The organism is Tardiphaga sp. 20_F10_N6_6 (genome assembly GCF_052076045.1).
Taxonomy (GTDB): Bacteria; Pseudomonadota; Alphaproteobacteria; order Rhizobiales; family Xanthobacteraceae; genus Tardiphaga; species Tardiphaga robiniae.
This window is the reverse complement of the sequence record NZ_CP197239.1, coordinates 982592-1002010: the sequence shown is the minus strand read 5'-3', so window position 1 is coordinate 1002010 and position 19419 is coordinate 982592. Positions and strand designations below refer to the sequence as shown.

Genomic DNA, 19419 nt, shown 5'->3' with positions numbered 1-19419 from the left:
CAACAGGGGAGGAATTTCGATGACGAAGAACATTTTGACGACCACATTCGTGCTCGCCGGTGCACTGCTGGCCGGCCCAAGCCTGGCGCAGGACTATCCGACCCGTACCATCACCATGAACATGCCGTATTCGGCAGGTGGCCCTGGCGACACCATCGCGCGGCTGCTGGCGCAGGGCATGAGCGGCCCGCTGAAGCAGCAGGTCATCGTCGAGAACACGACGGGTGCCGGCGGCTCCATCGGCAGCGCCAAGGTCGCGGCCTCGCCGCCGGACGGCTACAATCTGCTGCTGATCCATATCAGCCACGCGACCAATCCGGCGCTGTATCCCAAGCTGAAATACGATCCGATCAAAGACTACGAGCCGATCGGTCTCGCTGTCGATCTGCCGTCAGTGTTCGTGGCACGCAAGGATCTCCCGGCCGCCAATCTCGCCGAGCTCATCGCCTGGATGAAGACGAACAAGGAGAAAGTGAACTACGCGCATGCCGGCATCGGATCGGCGTCGCATCTGTGCGGTCTGCTGCTCAATGCAGCGACGGGTACGCAGCCGACCCAGATCGCCTATCGCGGCGCTGGTCCGGCGATGAACGATATGATGAGCGGACAGGTCGATGTCATGTGCGACCAGATCGTCAACGTGGTCGGCAATGTCGACGGCGGCACGATCAAGGGCTACGCCGTCACCAGCACCGAGAAGGCGCCGGCGCTGCCAAAACTGCCCACGACAGCCGAAGCCGGTCTGCCGGGCTTCACCTACACGGTCTGGTACGGCCTGTTCGCGCCGAAGGGCACACCCAAGCCGATCATCGACAAACTCGTTGCCGCACTGAACGTGGCGCTGAAGGACGAGACCGTGAAGAGCCGGCTTGCCGGGCTCGGCGTGCAGCCAGTGGCGCCGGAACGGGCGACGCCCGATGCGCTGGCCGCGCATCTGAAATCCGAGATCGACAAGTGGACGCCGATCATCAAGGCGGCGGGCGTTGTCGGCGCGCAGTGAGCCAGACTCGTGAGTGACGTTCGCACGGAACATGACGCCTTCGGTGCCATCGCGGTGCCGAAGGATCGCTATTGGGCCGCGCAGACCCAACGCGCGCTTGAGGTCTTCCAGGTTAGCGATGTGCGTTTCCCGGTCGCGCTGATCCGTGCATTCGCCCTGCAGAAGATCGCGGCCGTTCGCGCCAATCTGCAACTCGGGACGATCGCGCCGGAGATCGCAGCGCCGATCGAAGCAGCGGCACTCGAACTTCAGCGAGGCCGTTTCGACGATCATTTCCCGTTGCCGATCTGGCAGACTGGCTCCGGCACCCAGACCAACATGAACGCCAATGAGGTGATCGCAAACCGCGCCAATGAATTGCTGGGCCAGCCGCTTGGGACCAAATCACCCGTTCATCCCAACGATCACGTCAATTGCTCACAGTCATCGAACGACAGCTTTCCGACCGTGATGCATGTGGCAACGGCGCTGGAGTTGCGCGGGCGCTTGCTCCCGGCCTTAAAGACGCTACGCGATGATCTTCGCGCCAAGGCGGACGCGTTCTCCGACGTCGTGAAGATCGGACGCACGCATCTGATGGATGCCGTGCCGATGACCATGGGGCAGGCATTCGATGCCTTCGCCCGCCAGATCGGCCATGCGATCGACCGCATCGAAGCCGTCTTCCCGCGCCTGCTGATGCTGCCCCAGGGCGGCACGGCCGTCGGCTCGGGGCTCAATGCGCCAAAGGGATTCGACAGCGCCTTTTGCGAGCACCTGAACGCACTGACCGGCGTTACGTTCGTCCCGAACCCGAGCAAGTTCGAAGGCATGGGCGCGCATGACGCGCTTGTCGAAGTGTCCGGCGCGCTCAATGGCCTTGCCGTCACGCTGCTGAAGATCGCGAACGACGTGCGCTTCCTCGGTTCGGGTCCGCGCTGCGGGTTCGGTGAGCTTGTCATCCCGCATGACGGGCTGACGTCGTCGATCATGCCAGGCAAACGCAATCCCACCATCGCTGAGATGCTTGCGCAGGTGTGTTTTCAGGTGACGGGTAACAACGCCGTCGTCACCGCAGCCAGCGCATCCGGCAATTTCGAGCTCAACGTTGCCAAGCCGGTGATCATCTACAATGTTCTGCAGTCGATCCGCATCCTCGCCGATGGCATCGATGTCTTTACGTCCCGATTGATCCGCGATCTCGACGTCGATCGGCGACAGCTCGCCGCGAATGTCGCCAACGCGCCGCTGCTCGCGACAGCGCTCAATCCGGTGATCGGCTACGACAAGGTCGCGCTCATCACAGCCAAGGCGCTGGACGAGTCCATTACACCGCGCGAAGCAGCGATCGCGCTAGGACTGCTCTCGGGTGAAGACTACGATCGTTACGTCGATCCGCAGCGGATGGCGGGCATTTGACGGAACGGCTCAGCCGCCTTGCCGCAACCGCGCGAGCACCTTCAGCCCGCCATAGCCATCCGCCGGCAGCAGACCCATCTTCGTTTGATAGTCCTTCACCGCTTTCATCGTGTCGTTGCCGACGCGGCCATCGGTGCCGCCGGTGTCGAAGCCGGCGCGGGTGAGGCGAGTTTGTACTTCCTGCACTTCGGCGAGTGTGAGCGCGCGTTCCGAGCCGGGGAACGGCTGGATGAAAGGCGGCGCGCCGAGAATGCGATCGCCGAGATGGCAGATCGCCAGCGCATAATTCATCGACGGGTTATAGCTGCGCACGGCGTAGAAGCCCTGGCCGAGCAGGAAGGCCGGACCGCCCTGCACAGGCACCCAGAGCTTGGCATTTGCAGTGGCCTGCGGGAACGGCTGTCCATCGGCGCGCGTAACGCCGGCTGCGGACCATGCTGCAAAACTGCGATTGCTATCCGATGAGCCGGCGCCATTGGCGCGGACTTCATAGCCCCAGTGTTCGCCGCGCGGATATTTGCCGCGATTGACAAGGAAGCGTGCGCTTGAGCCCAGCGCATCGTCAGGCTTGCCGAACGGCGAGACGCGGCCGTCGCGGTCATAGTCGATGCCGACATTGAGCCAGACTTCCGGCATCCATTGCGTGTGGCCCATTGCACCGGCCCAGGAGCCGCGCATCTCGTCGGGCGTGCCCCATCCCTTATCGACGATCTTCAGCGCGTTGATGAGTTCGGTTTCCCAATAGGCGCGGCGGCGCGGCTCGTTCCACGCCAGTGCGGCCAGCGACGGAAACACCGGGCGCATATGGTTCTGCTGCACGATGGGATCGCCATAGGCGGACTCGACGCCCCACAGCGCCAGCAGCGTGCCGCGCTCGACGCCGAAGTCACGCTCGATGCGGTCGAACACGGCTTCGTTCTTGCGCAGCGCATCCTTGCCGGCGGCGATGCGCCAGTCGGAGGCGCGGCGGTTGATGTATTGCCAGAGCTGCTCGTGAAATTCCGGCTGCTTCTGCATCTTGGTGAACACGGACATGTCCGGCTCGATGCGGCCCATCACGCGGGTATAGGTGGCGTCGGAGACACCTTTGGCAGTTGCCTTTGCACGAAAGCCGTCGCGCCACGCGTCGAAGCCCGCGGGGGCCGCAAAGGCGGTCCCGGGCATGGCCAGCAGCGCGCCGGCACCGAGGGCGGAGCGGAGCAGGCTGCGTCGGTCGATCAGGGAATCGCGTGCGGTCATGCCCCACTGTAGCCGCATGATTTGCGCCATGGCAGGGGCAATGCGTCGCGGCGCGTCAACGCAATCAACGGATTGATATCATGTATAAAAAAGACCGCCGGATGCCATTTTCGGGCGTCCGGCGGTCTTGCGAAAAACTTGCGGCAGTCTTGCGACAGCCGGGATCCTTTAGTCCTTGGCGCGCTCGATGTACGAGCCGTCCTCGATCAGCACCACGATGCGTGTGCCGGTACCAACATGCGGCGGCACGTTGGTGCGGACGCCGTTGGACAGCATGGCAGGCTTGTAGGACGACGACGCGGTCTGGCCCTTGGTCACCGGCTCGGTATCGACGACTTCGAGGGTCGCGCGCTGCGGCATCTGGATCGCCACCGGAACGAGGCCGTGCAGCGACAGCTTTACGGTCATGTTCTCCTGCAGATAGGGCTCGGCATCGCCGATGACGTCCTTCTGCACCTGAACCTGGTCGTAATTGTCGTTGTTCATGAAATGGAAGCCGTCGGCATCCTTGTAGAGGTAATTGAAGTTCTGGTCTTCAATCGTCGCCTTTTCCACCTGGTCAGTGGTCTTGTAGCGCTCCGAGATCTTCACACCGTCGCTGATTCGGCGCATTTCGATCTGGCTGACCGGGGTTCCCTTGCCGGGGTGGATGTTCTCCGCGGACAGAACCACGTAGAGCTTGCCTTCCTGCTCGATGACGTTGCCCTTGCGAATAGAACTGGCGATGACTTTCACAGATATGTTTCCTAGATTTCAGGCCCGGGACCGATCCGGACGTGTGTGTCCTGTGGCCAGCGAAGCGGTTTCGGGGGGCAACATACTGATTTCACGCGGCGATGCCAGCGTTTTGCAACCCAAAAGGGCCGTTTGCCGATGACTGGAACCGACCGTCCGTCGCCCTGGTGGAGCCCGGCGCGACATCAGGACCGCCGGGGCTTCCTGCTGGCGCGGGGAGCGATCACGAAGGGTATCCGGACGTGGTTTGAGGCTCAGGGCTTCCTGGAGGTCGAGACTGGCGTCCTGCAGGTCTCACCGGGCAATGAGACCCATCTGCATGCGCCAAAGACAACATTGATCGACCGCGACGGCGAGCGGTTCTCGCGGTATCTGCGGACATCGCCGGAATTCGCCTGCAAGAAGCTGCTGGCGGCAGGGGAGACGAAAATCTTCGAATTCGCCCGGGTGTTTCGCGACCGCGAGCGCGGCGACAAGCACCTGCCTGAATTCACGATGCTCGAATGGTACCGTGCCGAGGAGAGCTATGAGGCTGTGATCGCCGATTGCGTGGCGATCATTGCATGCGCGGCGCAGGCGACAGGCATCAAGCAGTTCACGTTTCGCGGTCAGGTTGCCGATCCGTTTGCCGAGCCGGAGATGTTGACCGTGGCAGCGGCGTTCACGCGTTTTGCGGATATCGATCTGCTTGCGAGCATCGATGGCGCCGAGGGTGATCGCGCTAAGCTGGCGGCTGCTGCGACTGGCAAGGTGCGGATCAGCGATGACGATACCTGGTCGGATATTTTCAGCAAGATTCTGGTCGAGTATGTCGAGCCGCATCTCGGGCAGGAACGGATGACTGTGCTGTTCGAATATCCGGCGCCGGAGGCCGCATTGGCGCGCACGAAGCAAGGCGAGCCTGATGTCGCCGAACGCTTTGAGGTCTATGCGTGCGGTGTCGAACTCGCCAACGGTTTTGGCGAGCTGACCGACGCTGACGAACAGCGCCGCCGCTTCACGGAAGCCATGGATGAAAAGGAGCGTCGCTATGGCGAGCGCTATCCGCTCGATGAGGAGTTTCTTGAGGCCGTCGCAGCGATGCCGCCTGCATCTGGTGTTGCGCTCGGCTTCGACCGGCTGGTGATGCTGGCGTCGGGCGCGACGCGGATCGATCAGGTGGTGTGGACGCCGCCGGCAGGTGTGTCATGAACCGTCACGTGAAAGTTGCGACGACCCTACGGCAAGCCAGCGACCTCATTGAAAACGGTCTCGCGCCAGCCTCGACGCTGGCCGATCTGGAGAAAGTCGCCGCGCGTTATGCAGTCGCGGTGACGCCGGCCGTAGCCGCACTGATCGACAGCAGCGATCCCGACGATCCGATCGCGCGCCAGTATATTCCGAGGGTGGATGAACTGAACGCGCAGCCCGAAGAGAACGCTGATCCGATCGGTGATCACGCCCACGCGCCAATCGATGGCATCGTGCATCGCTATCCCGACCGCGTGCTGTTCAAGCTGGTACATGTCTGCGCGGTGTATTGCCGGTTCTGTTTCCGCCGCGAGATGGTGGGGCCGGGCAAGGAGACCGCGCTGTCACCCGACGCCTATTCAGCCGCACTGGATTATATCCGCAGCCATGACGAGATCTGGGAGGTAATCCTCACCGGCGGCGATCCCCTCATGCTGTCGCCGCGGCGATTGAGCGAGATCATGGCGGATCTCGCTGATATCCCGCATGTAAAGATCATTCGATTGCATACGCGGGTCCCCGTGGCTGATCCCGGCCGCGTGAGCGCGGAGATGGTGGATGCGTTGAAAGTCACGGGTGCCAGCACATGGGTGGCGCTGCATGCCAATCATCCGCGCGAGCTGACGGATGCTGCACGTGCGGCCTGCGCGCTGATGGTTGATGCCGGCATTCCCATGGTGAGCCAGTCGGTATTGCTGCGCGGCGTCAATGACAATGCGGCGACGCTGACGGCATTGATGCGCGGCTTCGTCGAATGCCGCATCAAGCCCTATTATCTGCATCATGGCGACCTCGCGCCTGGCACCGCACATTTGCGCACCAGCATCGCGGAGGGACAGGCCCTAATGCGCGCCATTCGAGGCAATGTTTCCGGATTGTGCCAGCCGGATTATGTGCTCGATATTCCCGGCGGTTATGGCAAGGCGCCGATCGGTCCCGAATATTTGTCTGAGAATTCTTCAATCAGCCTCAAGCCTGACGGTGAAGCTTCTGCGGAATCGGTCTATCGTGTGGTGGATTACTGCGGCGACGTTCATATCTATCCACCGAAGCCGTAGCGATCGGCTTACACGCGCCACCTGGTGTCGGAGACAAAAAATGAAAACATTGTTCGTGATGACGGCAGGCCTGTTCGTTCTCGGCCATTCGCTGGCTCTGGCGCAGGATTCGTCCCGCAACCTGCCACCCAAGGGCCTGCGCTCGCAGCCGACCACACAGACCAACAGCGGCGGTGCTCTGCCAGAGGCTCCCGTCGGCCATCGCCAGCCGCGCCCGGGCGATTTGCCGCCGGAGACCGGCAAGAACGATCCATCCCGCATCGACGCGCAGGATCGCGAACTTGATCGTATGATCAAGAATATCTGCAAGGGCTGCTGAGCCCCTGCAGACAGTTGGCGGGGTCAGGCCTTCTTGCGGGCGGCCATCGCCAAGCCAATCAGCGAAGCGCCGCCGATCACCAGATTGATGCCGACCATCAAGCCGATGGCCCAGGCTGCCGTGCCGGGCAGGCCCGAGATGATGATGAAGGCGATCACGATATCCATCAGACCGGAGAAGGCCATCCAGCTCCAGCGCTCGGACAGCTCCTTGCGATGCTGGAGCGCGTACATGATGGTCGCTACGCCCTCGGCGAGGAAATAGACGCCAACCACGAATGTCAGTGTTAGCGTGCTTTCGGCCGGGCGCGTAAGTAGAATGATGCCGGCGCCGATGCCAAGGATTGCTGAAATCAGCGACCAGATGAAGCCCGGCGTCTGACGCGCCCAGAAGGTCATCAGCAGCGCGGCGACGCCCGAGATGAAGAACATCCAGCCCAGCATGACGGTGACGGCGATGCTGGCCACCTGCGGCACGATCATCGCGGCGAAGCCGAGGATCACCAGCACGATGCCCTCGATCAGAAATGCCTTCCAGTGCGCGCGCACGGCGTCGCTCATCTTCGATTGCAGCTCGGCGAGGTTGGGCGGCATGGTCATGGCGGCGATGTCCTGATCTGGCCGGCAGCGTGCTGGCCGTGCCTCGCATTTATCCGCTCACACGCGGAAGCGTGCAAGTTGGTTGATCGGGAATAACTCGAATGTCGCGCGAGGTCTTGAACGTTACGACTGCATGGTCATGGCCGGCGCGGCCGTGCGCATGCGGTTGCGACCGAGAATATAGGCCGTCGTCGTCAGCACCAGCAGCACGGCGCCGATGGCGATCGATGCCAGACCGAGCGGGATCAGCACCATGGTGACGTTGCGCGCAGGGTTCGTAAACCAGTGATGAATCGAGGTCAGCAAAAAGGCTGTGCCGGCAAAGCCCGCGCCGCCGCCGGCAACCAGCAGTGCCCACATGCCGCGCAACTGGCTGAGCCGCTCGCGTGACACCTCGGTATGTGGCGCATGATGCGCGCCGATCCGCCGGACCAGCCGCGCCGCCAGCGCAATGGTGCCGAAGCCAATCACCACGCCAGCGGCCTCGAGCACGCGGCGCATCACGCCGACGATCTCCGGATGTCGCTGCAGCGTCAGCAGAGGGAGATCAAAACAGGCATGCAGCGTCACTGGCGCGAGAACAATGAGCATGGGCGTGCGAATGAAGGCCCACCCATCGCGGCGATGGGCGCCGAGCGCACGGCCGGAGCGGGTGATGGCGATGTAAGCGCCGGCGATGACGCCGAGCGCGCCGTGAAATGGTACGGTCAGTACGCTGCGCAGCACCGCGAGCGTCCGCCACATCTCGGGATATTGCAGGAGATAGACGAGATTCTCGTAGGCGGCGAAGCCGAGGCCGGCGGCGGCGCCATAAACCACCGTGTCCATTGGATCGGCCGTCCGGGCGCGCTGGGTGGACACCGCGATGATGACGAAGATCTTCACGATCTCCTCCGGCGCGGCGACACCAAACACGGCGTGGAGCACCATGGCCAGGGTCGGGTTGTCCGTAAGACCCGGAATTGCTGCGAACAGCGCGCGGGCATAGCCGAGCAGGGAGATGCTGGCGGCGCCCAGCAGGAATGACGCCCAGACCAGCCCGGGCGGTCCCGGCCGTTCATCGGCAGCAATCACCAGCCACAGCAACAGCAGAGCTGGTGCCACGGCGGCGATACCGATCACGGTGGGGAGCGATTCGAGCAGGTTCATGGAACTTAATTATAGACGGCCGGGCAGACCGGAAAGAGTGACTCTTGCGGGAGCCGCCTGCGACAAAAGAGAAGCGAGCGGGCCCGGGCCAGGGCCGGAACCAATCAGTGTTCGGTCGATTGGGCTGACACAGCTCATACTGCACGGGAAATGACCATGGCCGACGACGCAAAGACACCCCCCTACATCTACGAAGGCGTCGAGCCCGTGCCTGAGGCCAGGTCGACAATCACAGAAACGATCACGGATGTGAAAGAGGCGGTGACCGAGACCGCGCACCGCATCGGCGGTGCCATCGAGTCCGGCAAGAAGCCAGGCATGCCCTTGAGCATCCTGGCCAATGTGGCGCGTGAAGCGCCGCTGGGGTCGCTGCTGGTTGCTTTTCTGCTCGGCGTCGCCGTGGCGCGCCGGCGCTAGGCGTCAGCGAATCCGGGCCGGCACCAGATTGACCGGCTTCGTGGTCCGTAGCGATGCCGGCTGATAGGCTGAGGCAGGCGCAAAGACCGACTTGCAGCCATCGCTTAGCTGAGACTTGTTGCGGATCATGCAAGCCGTGACGCGATCGACATCCGGGATTTCCGAACTGCACAGTCGCATCGCATCGCCCGTGCAAAGCTGTTCCTGTTCGGCGCTGTAGGCGTGGCAGACGGTGGTCAGCATGCCGAATGCAAGAACGGTGGCGGCGGCGAGCTTCGCGGTGGTGAATGTCATCGTGTGTCCCTCGATCTTGTGTCCATCCGTGCGCCGATCGGCGCGTCGTTGGAGCGATTTGATAGAGGGCGTTCGCTTCAGGCGGTTTGCGCGGAGGCGAGGAAACGGTTTCTTCGACCGCGGTTTTGTTTCATTTCTGATGATGGACGAAACACAGCCTGAACACAGCGTGCCGGTCGGAATCCCATCCTGATGGACATTATTCAGAAAATCTCGGCGCTGATCGCGGCGCAAGCCGATTTGGCTGGACCGCTCGGTTTCGTCATCGCCTTCTTCGGATGTCTGGTCGGCTCCAGTTTCGTCGTTCCGGCTGCGGCCATCGTGACGGCGACGGGGGTGCTGATCGGCGCCGGCGTGGTGTCCTGGACTTTCGTCCTTTGGGCCATCGGCGGTGCGGTGCTCGGCATGAGCGTGTCCTATGAGCTCGGCAAACGGTGCGGGCCGAGGCTGCTGGAGATGCGGATGCTCCAATCGCGTCAGCAACTGGTGGCGCGGGTGCGTGGGCTATTCGAGCGCTACGGCATCGCGGCGATCATGGTCGGTTATCATATCGGGCCGGCGCGCGCGCTGGTCACCAGCGTCGCGGGCATTACCGGCATGCCGCGTCTGAAGTTCGAAATTGCCAGTATCGTGTCAGCAATGGTCTGGATCGTCGATCACGCCTTGATCGGCGTCATCCCCGGCACACTCATCGACGCCGACAGTCCATGGTTGCTCCCGGTGACATTCGGAGCACCGGTCGTCGTGATCGTGCTGACCGTGATGTTGCTGCGCAAGGCGTTGTAGCCCCAGCGCCAACGTCTCGCATCACGCGGCCTTCGAGATCTTCTTCTTGAGATGCCCGGTGTCGTGATCGCGGCGGAGCTGACTGAGCGACGTGTCGTTGAGCTTCGGCAGCACTTCGCTGAGCGTGAGCGTGTCGGGATGCCCGGCTGCGAAAAACTTGCCGTAGATCTTGCGGAGTGTTGCCAGTGTGGTGCTGCCGTATTTCTCGGTCATCGCGCTGTCGTGCGCGTGAAGGTGATCGCCGCCGTCATGCTTCATGTCTCGCTCCCTGCCGGTATCGCATGATCTTGCACCTTGAGCAGTGCAGATTGCGTTCGGCCAGACAGACTAGGCGCGGTGCTGTGGAGAGTACAAGCAGTTCACGTGTGCTCGGGAGCAATCGCGCGGGATGGCTTAGCCGCGCGCCCCGGGGCGCTTGCGCTGCACAATGATCTTCATCTTCTGACGGCCCTTGCTTGCCGCGGCGCGGGAGCGTGAGCGGCGCGGCTGCTCACGCGCGGCAGGCTTGTCGTCAGTTGCCGAGGTGCTGGCAAAAGACTGCCGGAGAGTGTCGAGCGTGGAGGTGAGAGCGCCGACCTGTTCGTTGAGCTTGCGCGCTTCGTTCTGCTGCGCTGTCATCAGACGCTGCATGGTCTGCAACTGATCCTGCACGACCTGAAGCTGATCGATCGACTGCTGCTGCGTGGCCTCGATGCCCTTGGTCTTTTCGATCAGCTGTTCGGACGCTTGCGCCACACGGGCCTGTTGCAGGCGTGATGCGGTGAGCCGCTCCGGCTCCGGCGTTGCGCCGCTGTAGCTGCGCCACGTGAATATGCCGCCGATGCCGATCACGACCAGAAACAGGGCCGCAGCCGCAACCATGATCGGCTGCTGGCTAATGCGCCAGGTGTGACCGGGTTCGGACGCGTAACTGTGCTGGGAAGCGCTCGGCATGATTTCGACCATGAAGCTCGAAGTCCTATGGCGTGTGATCGTTCCAATCCGCGACAAAACCATCCAGAACGCGTGAATTTCGGGAGGTTCGCGGCCAAGTTCAACGAAAATAAGGCTCGGGTGGCAATAACGTGGCCTAACCCAGGGCAGTGCGCGAATGGCGCTCCCTAGCAGTGCCAACGGGGCTGTGCATAACATCTTGAAGTAGCGAGGAAAAGTGCGAATTGTTTGACATTTTCTTGGCCTTCGCCGACAAAAACGTCCAACAAAACGTCCAACATGGGGCAGGGATGGGCGAGCATCTGACTAAGCGAAACGGAACCTGGCACTTCGTGCGTCGCGTGCCGGAAGAGTTCGCGAGTTATGACAAACGCGGCATCGTGAAGCTGTCCACCAAGGTACGCATTGCTCGTGACAGGCACGGACGGCGCGCCTCCCTGATCGCCGATCGGATGAATCTGGACCTTGAAGCCTACTGGCAGAAGTGCGCCGCCGGTGAAGCCGGCAGGGCGGCCACGGACCACGCCGAAGCGGTTCGGCGGGCGCGCATCCTCGACCTTTCATATCGCCCCGCTGCCGCCGTAGCGTTGGAAGCGCCAGCCGAGCTGAAGCGACGCATCGAAACCCTAGCCGAGGGCGACCGGTTGCATGATCCCGTGACGCGCGCGGCCGTGCTCGGTGGTGTTGCTGAGCCGCTTATCAAGCTTTCAACTCTGTTTGCCGAATTCGAGGCGGCCACGGCGACCGAGCGGATGAACTATTCACCGAAGCAGCTCAAGAAATGGAAGGCCGGCAAAGAGCGCGCTATTGAGATCCTGATCGAGGTGGTGACCGATAAGGCCCTTCAAGAGATGACCCGCGACGATGCGCTCAAGTACCGCGATCACTGGCAAGCCCGCGCCGTGAAGCGTGAAGTTGCCATCGGCACCGCAAACAAGAACATTACTCATATTCAGCGCATGGTTCGAACCGTCAGCCAGCGGCATCACCTGGACAAGGAGAGCCTGTTCGCCGGTCTGCGTCTCTCCGGCGGTGAGCGCGGGCAGCGCAAGCCTTTCGAGACCGCTTTTATCGTCGACACGATCCTGCGACCGGGAGGCTTCGACGCGCTGAACGATCAGGCGGTGGCCGCAGTGCACATCCTAATCAACACCGGCGCGCGACCCTGCGAGGTGTTGAACCTGCTGCCGGCGAATATCGTGCTCGATGCCAATATCCCCTATATCCGAGTGGTTCCCGACGGACGCGTGCTGAAGACGGAATCGTCGGAGCGCGACATTCCTCTGGTCGGCATCGCTCTCGAAGCGATGCGACGCTTTCCGAAAGGCTTTGCGCGCTACTTTGACAACGAGGACAGTTTCTCGGCAGCGGTCAATAAGCACATGAAGAAGCATGGCATGAAGCCTTCGTCGCGCCATTCGGTCTATTCGTTCCGTCATAGCTTTAAGGATCGGCTGCGCAATGCCGAATGTCCGGACGAGCTTACCGACGAACTAATGGGCCACGCCAGCGGCAAGCCGAAATACGGTGACGGCCACGGCCTCAAGCTCAAACTAAAATATCTGCAAATGATCGCATTGGCCTCTCCGGAACCGGACGTAACCTTGAAGGCAGTCGGATGACTGCTCAGGAGCCCAGTTGAGATTAGGTGGCGGAACGTCACCACCGAATTCCTAGCCTGCCGACAACTATTCACAACGCGCAATATAATTTCGCTGCAATGAAGTGAGCGCGATGACTGCAGGTCTCGGGAGCGTTTATCTCTGCGGCCCCGATAGGTTCACCTCACGCTCAGCCCGAAAAACATTGCTGTGCAGGCTGGCGATCCACTGCCGGCCGCTAGAGGTAACATTGAGATACCGGATCGCAAGCTGGATCTGCGGTGCAACGTTGGTCCAGTAGAACTGAGGAAATTTATAGACGATATCAGCTGGCGTTGCATAGCCGAGTGCCTTGTTCAGTCCGACCTCCTCGAACTCGTGGAACAGAGCATTTGATTTCCTGATGTAATTAGGATCGCCGAGCTGGCCAATCAGATCCGCAGCACGCAACAGCAATCCTTCTTCCTCATCGAGGTCATCTCCTCCTCCGTTTGTTGCATCGATGTAGGGAAAGCGCGTGTATTCGATGGCCCGGGCAATCCGGGCGGCGTCGACTTCCTCCACGGCATGGAGCCGCTCAATCACAAAGAGCTTTGAGCGGTCGACATGGTAGGGTGCGAGCGCGGCATCGGAGGATCCAACCGGCAATGCAATTTTGCGCCCAGTAAGGTCCGCAACATAAGCGCCGTCTTCATCGCCTTGGATAATGCCCCGCACATATCCAATGTCATGGGTTAGGCAGGCCATAATAAAGTTCGCATAGTCGGTTGCGGTGGTGGTACGTTGCAGGGCACGCCCAGCCAGGATGTCGTTCCCGACCAGCGTAACCAGCATGGTATGTTCGATATTGTGATAGAGTGCGTCACTATTCCCGATGCACTCCAATGCCAGCCTAGCTGCAAAGGGCAGCAATTTCGTCAGATCGGAATGCGAGGAGCGGAAGCGGTCTTCGGTTTCCCGCGCGAGAAAAGAGCCAAGGGCTTGCGCCGTCAGTTGAGGAATTGTGATCATCTCGGCTCCCTATCTTGCCTCATTGTTGTTGCACCATGATCGCCGGGTCCTCAGCGGTATCCTCCACCTTCAGCATCGTCAAAGCCTGAGTGCCTGCGGATTTCAACGGATGCTGCTAGTGAGAGTCCCCTGAGAGTTGGTTTGAATCAATGCTCTGAAAGCCAGAATCCCGAAGCGTTCGATGTCAAATAGAGCTGAGCGCTAGCGGCCCGCTGTCCCACCGAGCGCGTACTTCACCCCACCCCTTGGCCCGTCGGTGGGACTACATACAGCGTCAGTGCAAAAACTGCATAAATGAAGATGAGCAGGGCGCCGACGAACCAGGCCGAGCGGCCGCTGCTCGTAATGAAGCTCGCTGTCACGGTCGCAATCAAGACCATGGTGACGGCGCCGGGCCAGAATTGCAGGCTCATCGGCATTGGTCCGACGACATAGCTGAGTAGCACCAGGGCGGGGGCAACGAAGAGCGCAATCTGGGAGGCGCTGCCAAGCGCGATGCTAACGCTCATGTCGAGGCGGTCCTTGCGTGCCGCAGAAAAGGCTACGGCAAACTCGGCGGCGGCCCCGACCATTGAGACAATAATAAAGCCAACGAAGGCCGGACTCATTCCAAATGTTGCTGCGGCCTTCTGCACTGACTCGACGAAAATCTCACTTACAAGTGCAACCAGCACAGTGACAACAAGCAGTGTGCCCACCGCAAGGGCAATCGGCCAATGTTCCTCATCTTCGCTATGCGCGGCGCCTGCGAACAATTCCTTGTGGGTCTTCAGCGAGAACAGCAAACCTAGTGCGTAGGCAATGATGAGCAGGATGGCCAGGCCAATGCTGAGCTTCTGCATGACGGTCTCACCCTGCACAAGATCCAGGTCGGCGACCGCGGATGGGGCAAGCAGGGCGACGGTCGCCATGAGTAGGAGACCGGAGTAGAGCCGCGCGCCGGAGCGATTATATTCTTGGACATGGTAGCGCAGGCCGCCGAGGAGCAGACAGGCACCGAGCATGAAGAGGGCATTGGTGACAATCGCACCAGCAATTGACGCCTTCACCAGCATGTACTGGCCGGCACGTAGCGCGGTGATCGCAATGATCAGCTCCGTTAAGTTTCCCAGCGTAGCATTGAGCAATCCGCCGACGGCATCACCGGTCTTGGCGGCAACCGCTTCGGTCGCGTGGCTGAGCAGGGCGGCCAGCGGCACGATGGCGAGAACCGAAAGCATGAACAGCAGCGTATGGGAATGCGGCGCTATTGCTTCCGCGACCAGTACGGCAGGCACGAAGATCAACATCCAAAGCAGCGGTGTGTGCTGAATTTGCTTGAGCAGGGGTTTCATGGCGGCGCCGTCTCCATATCGAATGCGACGGCGGAAACTCCGATCCCATCGCCGGACCGGTATTGATCTAGCTCAACAAGACCTCGAAGTTGGAAGAACGCGGACGCACTTCGACCGCTCTTCACCACATCCCCTACAAAATGCCGGCGTTGCGTCAGAAGCCGTCGGGAGGGCCAGATTTCTTCTGACGGTGCAAGGGCTATGCACATCATCAGTATCTAGATGCGTTAGGATTTGCCGACCTTGGATCTTAAGTGAGTGTGAGCATCAGGCTGACGATCTGGGGATCTTTCCGCGGGGCTGCCTTGAAGCCGAACCTGGTGAAAATCTTTCGCATCGCAGTGTTCTCGGGCAGAACTTCTGCGGTCAATTCTTTTAGCCCGGCATCGCGCCCGAGATTGATGAGGTGGCGCATGAGGATCGAACCCACTCCGCGCCCTTGCCAGCCATCGACGACCATAAACGCCATTTCGGCCCGATCTGGCTCCGAGACGATATATCGGCAACCGCCGATCAGGATACTTTGGCCGGTTTCCTCAACTCGCGCGATCAGTGCGACATGGTTCTCAAAGTCGACGTCCATGAAGAAAGCGCGCTCCTTGTCTGAGAAATGGCGCTTCATGACGAAAAAGCGCCGCTGCAGCGACTGCACGCTGGCCTGCGCCAGCGCGGCGAGCATGTCGGGCTCGTCTTCGGGGCGAAGCGCCAGGATATTCACCGGGCGGCCATCGCGTAACTGCTCTTGCGCGGCGTAGGTGGCGGCATCGGACATGGGAACTCCGCTGGCTGGTCGGGTACACTAGTTCGGACCAGTGCCAAGCAAGCTGCGGTCGACGGACGGGTGCTTGATCTGGATCAAGACCGCGGGCGAGTGCAACGGCAACGCTCGCACGACCTGCACAGATCAAGGCGCGTCCGTGAGAACCGTCCGTCAATTTCTATCCGGAGACGTCATCATCCAGCTTGTAGTCCGGCTGGGACTGCTGGCTTTGTTGGTGACCTGGACATTTATCGTGATCCGTCCCTTCGTGCCAATTCTGGCCTGGAGCGGTGTCCTTGCAGTCGCCTTCTACCCCGCCTTCAACTGGCTGGCCAAATTGCTGGGCGGTCGTCCAAAGACCGCCGCAGTCATCCTCACCATCGTCAATCTTGCAGTTGTCGTCGGGCCGGCGACATGGCTAGGCTTGAGCGCAGTGGAGGGGGTGAGACAGCTCGCCGGTGAACTGACCGCCGGGAATTTAGCCATTCCGTCACCGCCCGAACAGGTCAAGGAATGGCGGATTGTCGGGCCGAAGCTCTACGAATTCTGGGGGCGGGCATCCAGTAACGTCCGGGCGGTCTTGCGTGAGGTTGCACCGTATTTGAAGCCCTTGGCGGGCACGATGCTCACACTTGCGGGCAGCGCCGGTGTCGGGACGCTCAAATTTCTCCTGTCTGTTCTTATAGCCGGCTTTCTCTTTCCCTACGGTCTTCAACTGGTCTCGGGCGGGAGGCGCCTTCTGTCACTTATCGTCCATGAGCAAAGCGAACATTTGCTGGATTTGGCAGGGGCGACAATCCGCGCCGTCTCCCAAGGCGTGATCGGCGTCGCGGTCGTACAGGCCCTGCTGGCCGGCATAGGCTTCAAGATGGCCGGCATTCCCAGCGCCGGCCTTCTGGCTTTCGCGGTCATGTTGCTGACCATTGTTCAGATTGGCGCAGCAATCGTCCTCTTTCCCGTGATCATCTGGATCTGGATGGACAAGGATTTCGCCACAGCGCTGCTGCTGACATTATTTCTCACCGTCGTCGGCATTCTCGACAACATATTGAAACCGCTCGTGATGGGGCGCGGGCTCACGACACCGACGATCGTCATCTTCATCGGAGTCATCGGCGGAACGCTCGCGCACGGAATTGTCGGCCTCTTTATCGGGCCAATTGTTCTCTCGGTTGCCTGGGAGTTGATCGCCGCATGGATGCGTGAGGATCGTTCGCAACCCGCGCCGAACTGACTTAGACCCTTGACCTAGATCAACGTTACGCGCCGGGAAGCCCCTTGAATGAGCTTACGCGACGATGAGGTCGGAACATGTCGATGGAAACGCCAAACCTGCCAGGCGGCCCCATGTCCGGGCTTGTTGCCTCGGCAGTGGAGTACATGGTCGATGCGGGGCAGCGGAGCATGTTGTTCCTGGACGTCATGCGCCAACGCGGCGATCAGTATCGTGAGCACGTCGCGCAGACAGCGCCGCATGTATTGCAATATGCAGCCGAATTGATCATCGATGGTCGCGAACTGATCGAACCCGTCAACTATGCACTGGTCCGCATCGTTCCGCCAGATGACGTCGAAATCGATATCGAGCGGCGCCCCTTCATCGTGATCGATCCTCGTGCTGGTCACGGTCCGGGAATCGGCGGATTCAAGGCTGACAGTGAGATCGGCGTAGCGATGAGAGCGGGGCACTCCTGCTATTTCATCGGCTTTCTCCCCGAACCTATGCCGGGACAGACCATCGAGCGCATTGCGCGCGCCGAGGCGCAGTTCATCGAGAGAGTCATCAACCTGCATCCCAAGGCCGACGGCAAGCCCTGCGTCATCGGCAATTGCCAGGCCGGTTGGGCCGTCATGATCCTGGCGTCACTGCGACCCGAGCTATTCGGGCCTCTGATCATCGCAGGGGCTCCGTTGGCTTATTGGGAAGGCGTGCACGGCAAATACCCGATGCGTTATTCGGGTGGCCTCATGGGCGGCAGTTGGCTCACCGCAATGACCAGTGATCTCGGTGCGGGAAAATTCGATGGCGCGTGGCTGGTGCAGAACTTCGAGAGTCAGAACCCTTCGAACACACTGTGGACCAAGCAGTATAACGTCTACTCCAATATTGATACCGAGGCGGATCGCTATCTCGAGTTCGAGCGCTGGTGGGGCGGGCACGTCAATCTGAACGCCGAAGAAATCCAGTTCATCGTCGACGAGCTTTTCATCGGCAACAATCTTGCCGTGGGCAAGGTCGAGATGTCAGACGGACAAAAGGTGGACTTGCGCAACATCAGGTCGCCGATCCTGGTGTTCTGTTCCGAGGGTGACAACGTTACGCCGCCGCAACAAGCGCTGAATTGGATACTGGATTGCTATGCTGATGTGGATGAGATCAGGGCGTATGGGCAGACGATTGTCTATACCGTTCACCAAAGCATCGGCCATCTCGGCATTTTCGTTTCCGGTGGCGTCGCCAAGAAGGAACACGCCGAATTTTCTAGCAATATCGATCTCATAGATGTGCTGCCACCTGGTCTCTACGAAGCGACCTTCGAGGCGAAGGGCGAGGAGACCACGAGCTCCGACCTTGTCGTAGGCCAATGGGTGATGCGCTGCGAGGCGCGGACGCTCGATGATATCAGGGCCATGGGTGGCAATTCGCCTGAGGACGAGCGGCGTTTCGCTGCGGCCAAGCGCGTCTCTGAGATGAATCTCGCAGCCTACCAAAAATTTGTTCAACCCTGGCTTAAGAACGCAGTGACGCCGCAGATGGCGGAGATGATGCGTAATTTGCACCCGTTACGACTGCAATATGAAGCCTTCAGCAGCAAAAATCCGTGGATGAGCGCCGTAAAGTCCGCAGCCGAAGGCATTGAGGATAACCGTAAACCGGTCTCGAAGAACAATCCCTTCCTGGCATTCCAGGAGCAGATGGGAGAGCAAATCGTTCATCTGCTGGATAGCTGGCGTGACTCTCAGGAGGCGCTGAGCGAAGCCATGTTCCTCAACATCTATGGTTCACCGGCGTTGCAGGCGGCCGTCGGCATTGATCCGAAGTCCGAGCCGTCGCGTCGTCGGGAGATGTCGGATGAACACCGCTTGATGCTCGACAAGAGGATCGCTGAGTTAAAATCGAAGATTTCCCAAGGGGGCTTACGCGAAGCGACCTTGCGCTCATTGCTCTATGTGGGTTCTGCGCGGGGAATGGTCGATGAGCGAAGTATCGAGGCACTGCGTCAGGTTCGGAGCGATCACGCTGGAGCACGACTGACGCTGCCTGAGTTCAAGATGTTGGTGCGTGAGCAGTTCTTTATGTTGTTGCTCGATTCTGAAGGGGCGCTGGCCGCTATTCCGAAGTTGTTGCCCGCGGACGGTGCTCAAAAGCGATCGGCCTTCACGGCAATGCGTGAGATTTTGTCCGCCAGCGGTGACATCGCTGGTGAACGCGCGAGCCGTTGGGCGCGGATCGCCGGGTTGTTCGGCGTCGACGCCGGAGAGGCGGGGGCGTCAAACGTTGCCGCGTTCGACCCTGAGGCACGAGCGTCGTAAAGAAATTTCAAACGGGGGAGCA

At 60.7% G+C, this 19419-nt stretch carries 20 protein-coding genes; 10 read left to right on the top strand and 10 right to left on the bottom strand.

The window, feature by feature from the left end:
- The first annotated feature begins 13 nt into the window (after window positions 1-13).
- Together AB7813_RS04790 and AB7813_RS04785 are read left to right on the top strand one after the other, a co-directional pair.
- Entirely contained in the window at window positions 14-1000 is a 987-nt protein-coding gene (locus tag AB7813_RS04790; protein ID WP_439084230.1) for a tripartite tricarboxylate transporter substrate-binding protein, read from the top strand.
- Window positions 1001-1009: 9 nt separating this feature from the next.
- The gene (locus AB7813_RS04785) at window positions 1010-2398 is read left to right on the top strand and encodes a class II fumarate hydratase (protein WP_439063938.1); all 1389 of its coding nucleotides are present in this window, start codon (window positions 1010-1012) and stop codon (window positions 2396-2398) included.
- 9 nt (window positions 2399-2407) lie between these two features.
- Here AB7813_RS04785 and AB7813_RS04780 read toward each other — a convergent pair whose 3' ends face one another.
- Window positions 2408-3637 carry a lytic murein transglycosylase gene (locus AB7813_RS04780; RefSeq protein WP_439063937.1) on the bottom strand — a complete coding sequence of 410 codons (1230 nt, stop codon included), beginning with the start codon at window positions 3635-3637 and terminating at the stop codon, window positions 2408-2410.
- 168 nt (window positions 3638-3805) lie between these two features.
- Window positions 3806-4372, bottom strand: coding sequence for an elongation factor P (gene efp, locus AB7813_RS04775; RefSeq protein ID WP_068736546.1), 567 nt, complete (start codon window positions 4370-4372; stop codon window positions 3806-3808).
- A gap of 138 nt (window positions 4373-4510) precedes the next feature.
- On the opposite strand from efp, the gene epmA reads away from it, so the two are divergent.
- The 3 genes from epmA to AB7813_RS04760 are packed head-to-tail and all read left to right on the top strand — an operon-like array spanning window position 4511 to window position 6979.
- Window positions 4511-5563 (top strand): EF-P lysine aminoacylase EpmA, encoded by a 1053-nt coding sequence (gene epmA, locus AB7813_RS04770; protein ID WP_439063936.1) that lies wholly within the window; start codon window positions 4511-4513, stop codon window positions 5561-5563.
- A complete protein-coding gene (locus AB7813_RS04765; RefSeq protein ID WP_439063935.1) occupies window positions 5560-6660 on the top strand; it encodes a lysine-2,3-aminomutase-like protein in 1101 nt (366 codons plus the stop codon). Before epmA ends, AB7813_RS04765 begins: the two co-directional genes overlap by 4 nt.
- Window positions 6661-6700: 40 nt before the next feature.
- A complete protein-coding gene (locus tag AB7813_RS04760; RefSeq protein WP_081422013.1) occupies window positions 6701-6979 on the top strand; it encodes a hypothetical protein in 279 nt (92 codons plus the stop codon).
- Window positions 6980-7002: 23 nt separating this feature from the next.
- On the opposite strand, the gene AB7813_RS04755 is transcribed toward AB7813_RS04760, so the two are convergent.
- On the bottom strand, window positions 7003-7578 hold the full coding sequence (locus AB7813_RS04755; RefSeq protein WP_089264182.1) for an HdeD family acid-resistance protein: 576 nt from the start codon (window positions 7576-7578) through the stop codon (window positions 7003-7005).
- 123 nt (window positions 7579-7701) lie between these two features.
- Window positions 7702-8727: a PrsW family glutamic-type intramembrane protease gene (locus AB7813_RS04750; protein ID WP_315842261.1), complete on the bottom strand. Its 1026-nt coding sequence runs from the start codon at window positions 8725-8727 to the stop codon at window positions 7702-7704.
- A gap of 156 nt (window positions 8728-8883) precedes the next feature.
- On the opposite strand from AB7813_RS04750, the gene AB7813_RS04745 reads away from it, so the two are divergent.
- Window positions 8884-9144, top strand: coding sequence for a hypothetical protein (locus AB7813_RS04745; RefSeq protein WP_068736902.1), 261 nt, complete (start codon window positions 8884-8886; stop codon window positions 9142-9144).
- Window positions 9145-9147: 3 nt separating this feature from the next.
- Here AB7813_RS04745 and AB7813_RS04740 read toward each other — a convergent pair whose 3' ends face one another.
- Window positions 9148-9438, bottom strand: coding sequence for a hypothetical protein (locus AB7813_RS04740; protein ID WP_175368942.1), 291 nt, complete (start codon window positions 9436-9438; stop codon window positions 9148-9150).
- Between the two features lie 192 nt (window positions 9439-9630).
- Between AB7813_RS04740 and AB7813_RS04735 the strand changes: the two genes are divergently transcribed.
- The gene (locus AB7813_RS04735) at window positions 9631-10224 is read left to right on the top strand and encodes a DedA family protein (RefSeq protein WP_175368943.1); all 594 of its coding nucleotides are present in this window, start codon (window positions 9631-9633) and stop codon (window positions 10222-10224) included.
- 21 nt (window positions 10225-10245) lie between these two features.
- Here AB7813_RS04735 and AB7813_RS04730 read toward each other — a convergent pair whose 3' ends face one another.
- Both AB7813_RS04730 and AB7813_RS04725 read right to left on the bottom strand, forming a co-directional pair.
- The gene (locus AB7813_RS04730; RefSeq protein ID WP_068736536.1) at window positions 10246-10482 is read right to left on the bottom strand and encodes a hypothetical protein; all 237 of its coding nucleotides are present in this window, start codon (window positions 10480-10482) and stop codon (window positions 10246-10248) included.
- 135 nt (window positions 10483-10617) lie between these two features.
- Window positions 10618-11169, bottom strand: a complete 552-nt coding sequence (locus AB7813_RS04725; RefSeq protein WP_441227910.1) for a hypothetical protein — start codon at window positions 11167-11169, stop codon at window positions 10618-10620.
- A gap of 212 nt (window positions 11170-11381) precedes the next feature.
- Between AB7813_RS04725 and AB7813_RS04720 the strand changes: the two genes are divergently transcribed.
- A complete protein-coding gene (locus AB7813_RS04720) occupies window positions 11382-12779 on the top strand; it encodes a molecular chaperone (protein WP_439077203.1) in 1398 nt (465 codons plus the stop codon).
- A 135-nt stretch (window positions 12780-12914) separates the two neighbouring features.
- Here AB7813_RS04720 and AB7813_RS04715 read toward each other — a convergent pair whose 3' ends face one another.
- The 3 genes from AB7813_RS04715 to AB7813_RS04705 all read right to left on the bottom strand — a co-directional run bounded on the left by AB7813_RS04715 (window position 12915) and on the right by AB7813_RS04705 (window position 15875).
- Window positions 12915-13769 carry a metal-dependent phosphohydrolase gene (locus AB7813_RS04715; protein ID WP_439071794.1) on the bottom strand — a complete coding sequence of 285 codons (855 nt, stop codon included), beginning with the start codon at window positions 13767-13769 and terminating at the stop codon, window positions 12915-12917.
- A gap of 233 nt (window positions 13770-14002) precedes the next feature.
- Window positions 14003-15103, bottom strand: coding sequence for a calcium/proton exchanger (cax, locus tag AB7813_RS04710; RefSeq protein WP_120289492.1), 1101 nt, complete (start codon window positions 15101-15103; stop codon window positions 14003-14005).
- Window positions 15104-15353: 250 nt separating this feature from the next.
- Complete coding sequence (locus tag AB7813_RS04705) at window positions 15354-15875, bottom strand: GNAT family N-acetyltransferase (RefSeq protein ID WP_439083410.1); 522 nt, start codon at window positions 15873-15875, stop codon at window positions 15354-15356.
- 145 nt (window positions 15876-16020) lie between these two features.
- Between AB7813_RS04705 and AB7813_RS04700 the strand changes: the two genes are divergently transcribed.
- Together AB7813_RS04700 and AB7813_RS04695 are read left to right on the top strand one after the other, a co-directional pair.
- Window positions 16021-17097: an AI-2E family transporter gene (locus AB7813_RS04700; RefSeq protein WP_120290302.1), complete on the top strand. Its 1077-nt coding sequence runs from the start codon at window positions 16021-16023 to the stop codon at window positions 17095-17097.
- A gap of 77 nt (window positions 17098-17174) precedes the next feature.
- Window positions 17175-19397, top strand: coding sequence for a DUF3141 domain-containing protein (locus tag AB7813_RS04695; protein ID WP_441227909.1), 2223 nt, complete (start codon window positions 17175-17177; stop codon window positions 19395-19397).
- The last annotated feature ends 22 nt before the right edge of the window (window positions 19398-19419 follow it).

Excerpts from the sequence above, each read along its gene's own strand:
- cax (WP_120289492.1), bottom strand. The coding sequence starts at position 15,103 with ATGAAACCCCTGCTCAAGCAAATTCAGCACACACCGCTGCTTTGGATG.
- AB7813_RS04740 (WP_175368942.1), bottom strand. The coding sequence starts at position 9,438 with ATGACATTCACCACCGCGAAGCTCGCCGCCGCCACCGTTCTTGCATTC.
- AB7813_RS04780 (WP_439063937.1), bottom strand. The coding sequence starts at position 3,637 with ATGACCGCACGCGATTCCCTGATCGACCGACGCAGCCTGCTCCGCTCC.
- AB7813_RS04725 (WP_441227910.1), bottom strand. The coding sequence starts at position 11,169 with ATGGTCGAAATCATGCCGAGCGCTTCCCAGCACAGTTACGCGTCCGAA.
- AB7813_RS04735 (WP_175368943.1), top strand. The coding sequence starts at position 9,631 with ATGGACATTATTCAGAAAATCTCGGCGCTGATCGCGGCGCAAGCCGAT.
- AB7813_RS04715 (WP_439071794.1), bottom strand. The coding sequence starts at position 13,769 with ATGATCACAATTCCTCAACTGACGGCGCAAGCCCTTGGCTCTTTTCTC.
- epmA (WP_439063936.1), top strand. The coding sequence starts at position 4,511 with ATGACTGGAACCGACCGTCCGTCGCCCTGGTGGAGCCCGGCGCGACAT.
- AB7813_RS04730 (WP_068736536.1), bottom strand. The coding sequence starts at position 10,482 with ATGAAGCATGACGGCGGCGATCACCTTCACGCGCACGACAGCGCGATG.
- AB7813_RS04745 (WP_068736902.1), top strand. The coding sequence starts at position 8,884 with ATGGCCGACGACGCAAAGACACCCCCCTACATCTACGAAGGCGTCGAG.
- AB7813_RS04760 (WP_081422013.1), top strand. The coding sequence starts at position 6,701 with ATGAAAACATTGTTCGTGATGACGGCAGGCCTGTTCGTTCTCGGCCAT.
- AB7813_RS04750 (WP_315842261.1), bottom strand. The coding sequence starts at position 8,727 with ATGAACCTGCTCGAATCGCTCCCCACCGTGATCGGTATCGCCGCCGTG.
- AB7813_RS04765 (WP_439063935.1), top strand. The coding sequence starts at position 5,560 with ATGAACCGTCACGTGAAAGTTGCGACGACCCTACGGCAAGCCAGCGAC.
- AB7813_RS04755 (WP_089264182.1), bottom strand. The coding sequence starts at position 7,578 with ATGACCATGCCGCCCAACCTCGCCGAGCTGCAATCGAAGATGAGCGAC.
- AB7813_RS04705 (WP_439083410.1), bottom strand. The coding sequence starts at position 15,875 with ATGTCCGATGCCGCCACCTACGCCGCGCAAGAGCAGTTACGCGATGGC.
- AB7813_RS04695 (WP_441227909.1), top strand. The coding sequence starts at position 17,175 with ATGTCGATGGAAACGCCAAACCTGCCAGGCGGCCCCATGTCCGGGCTT.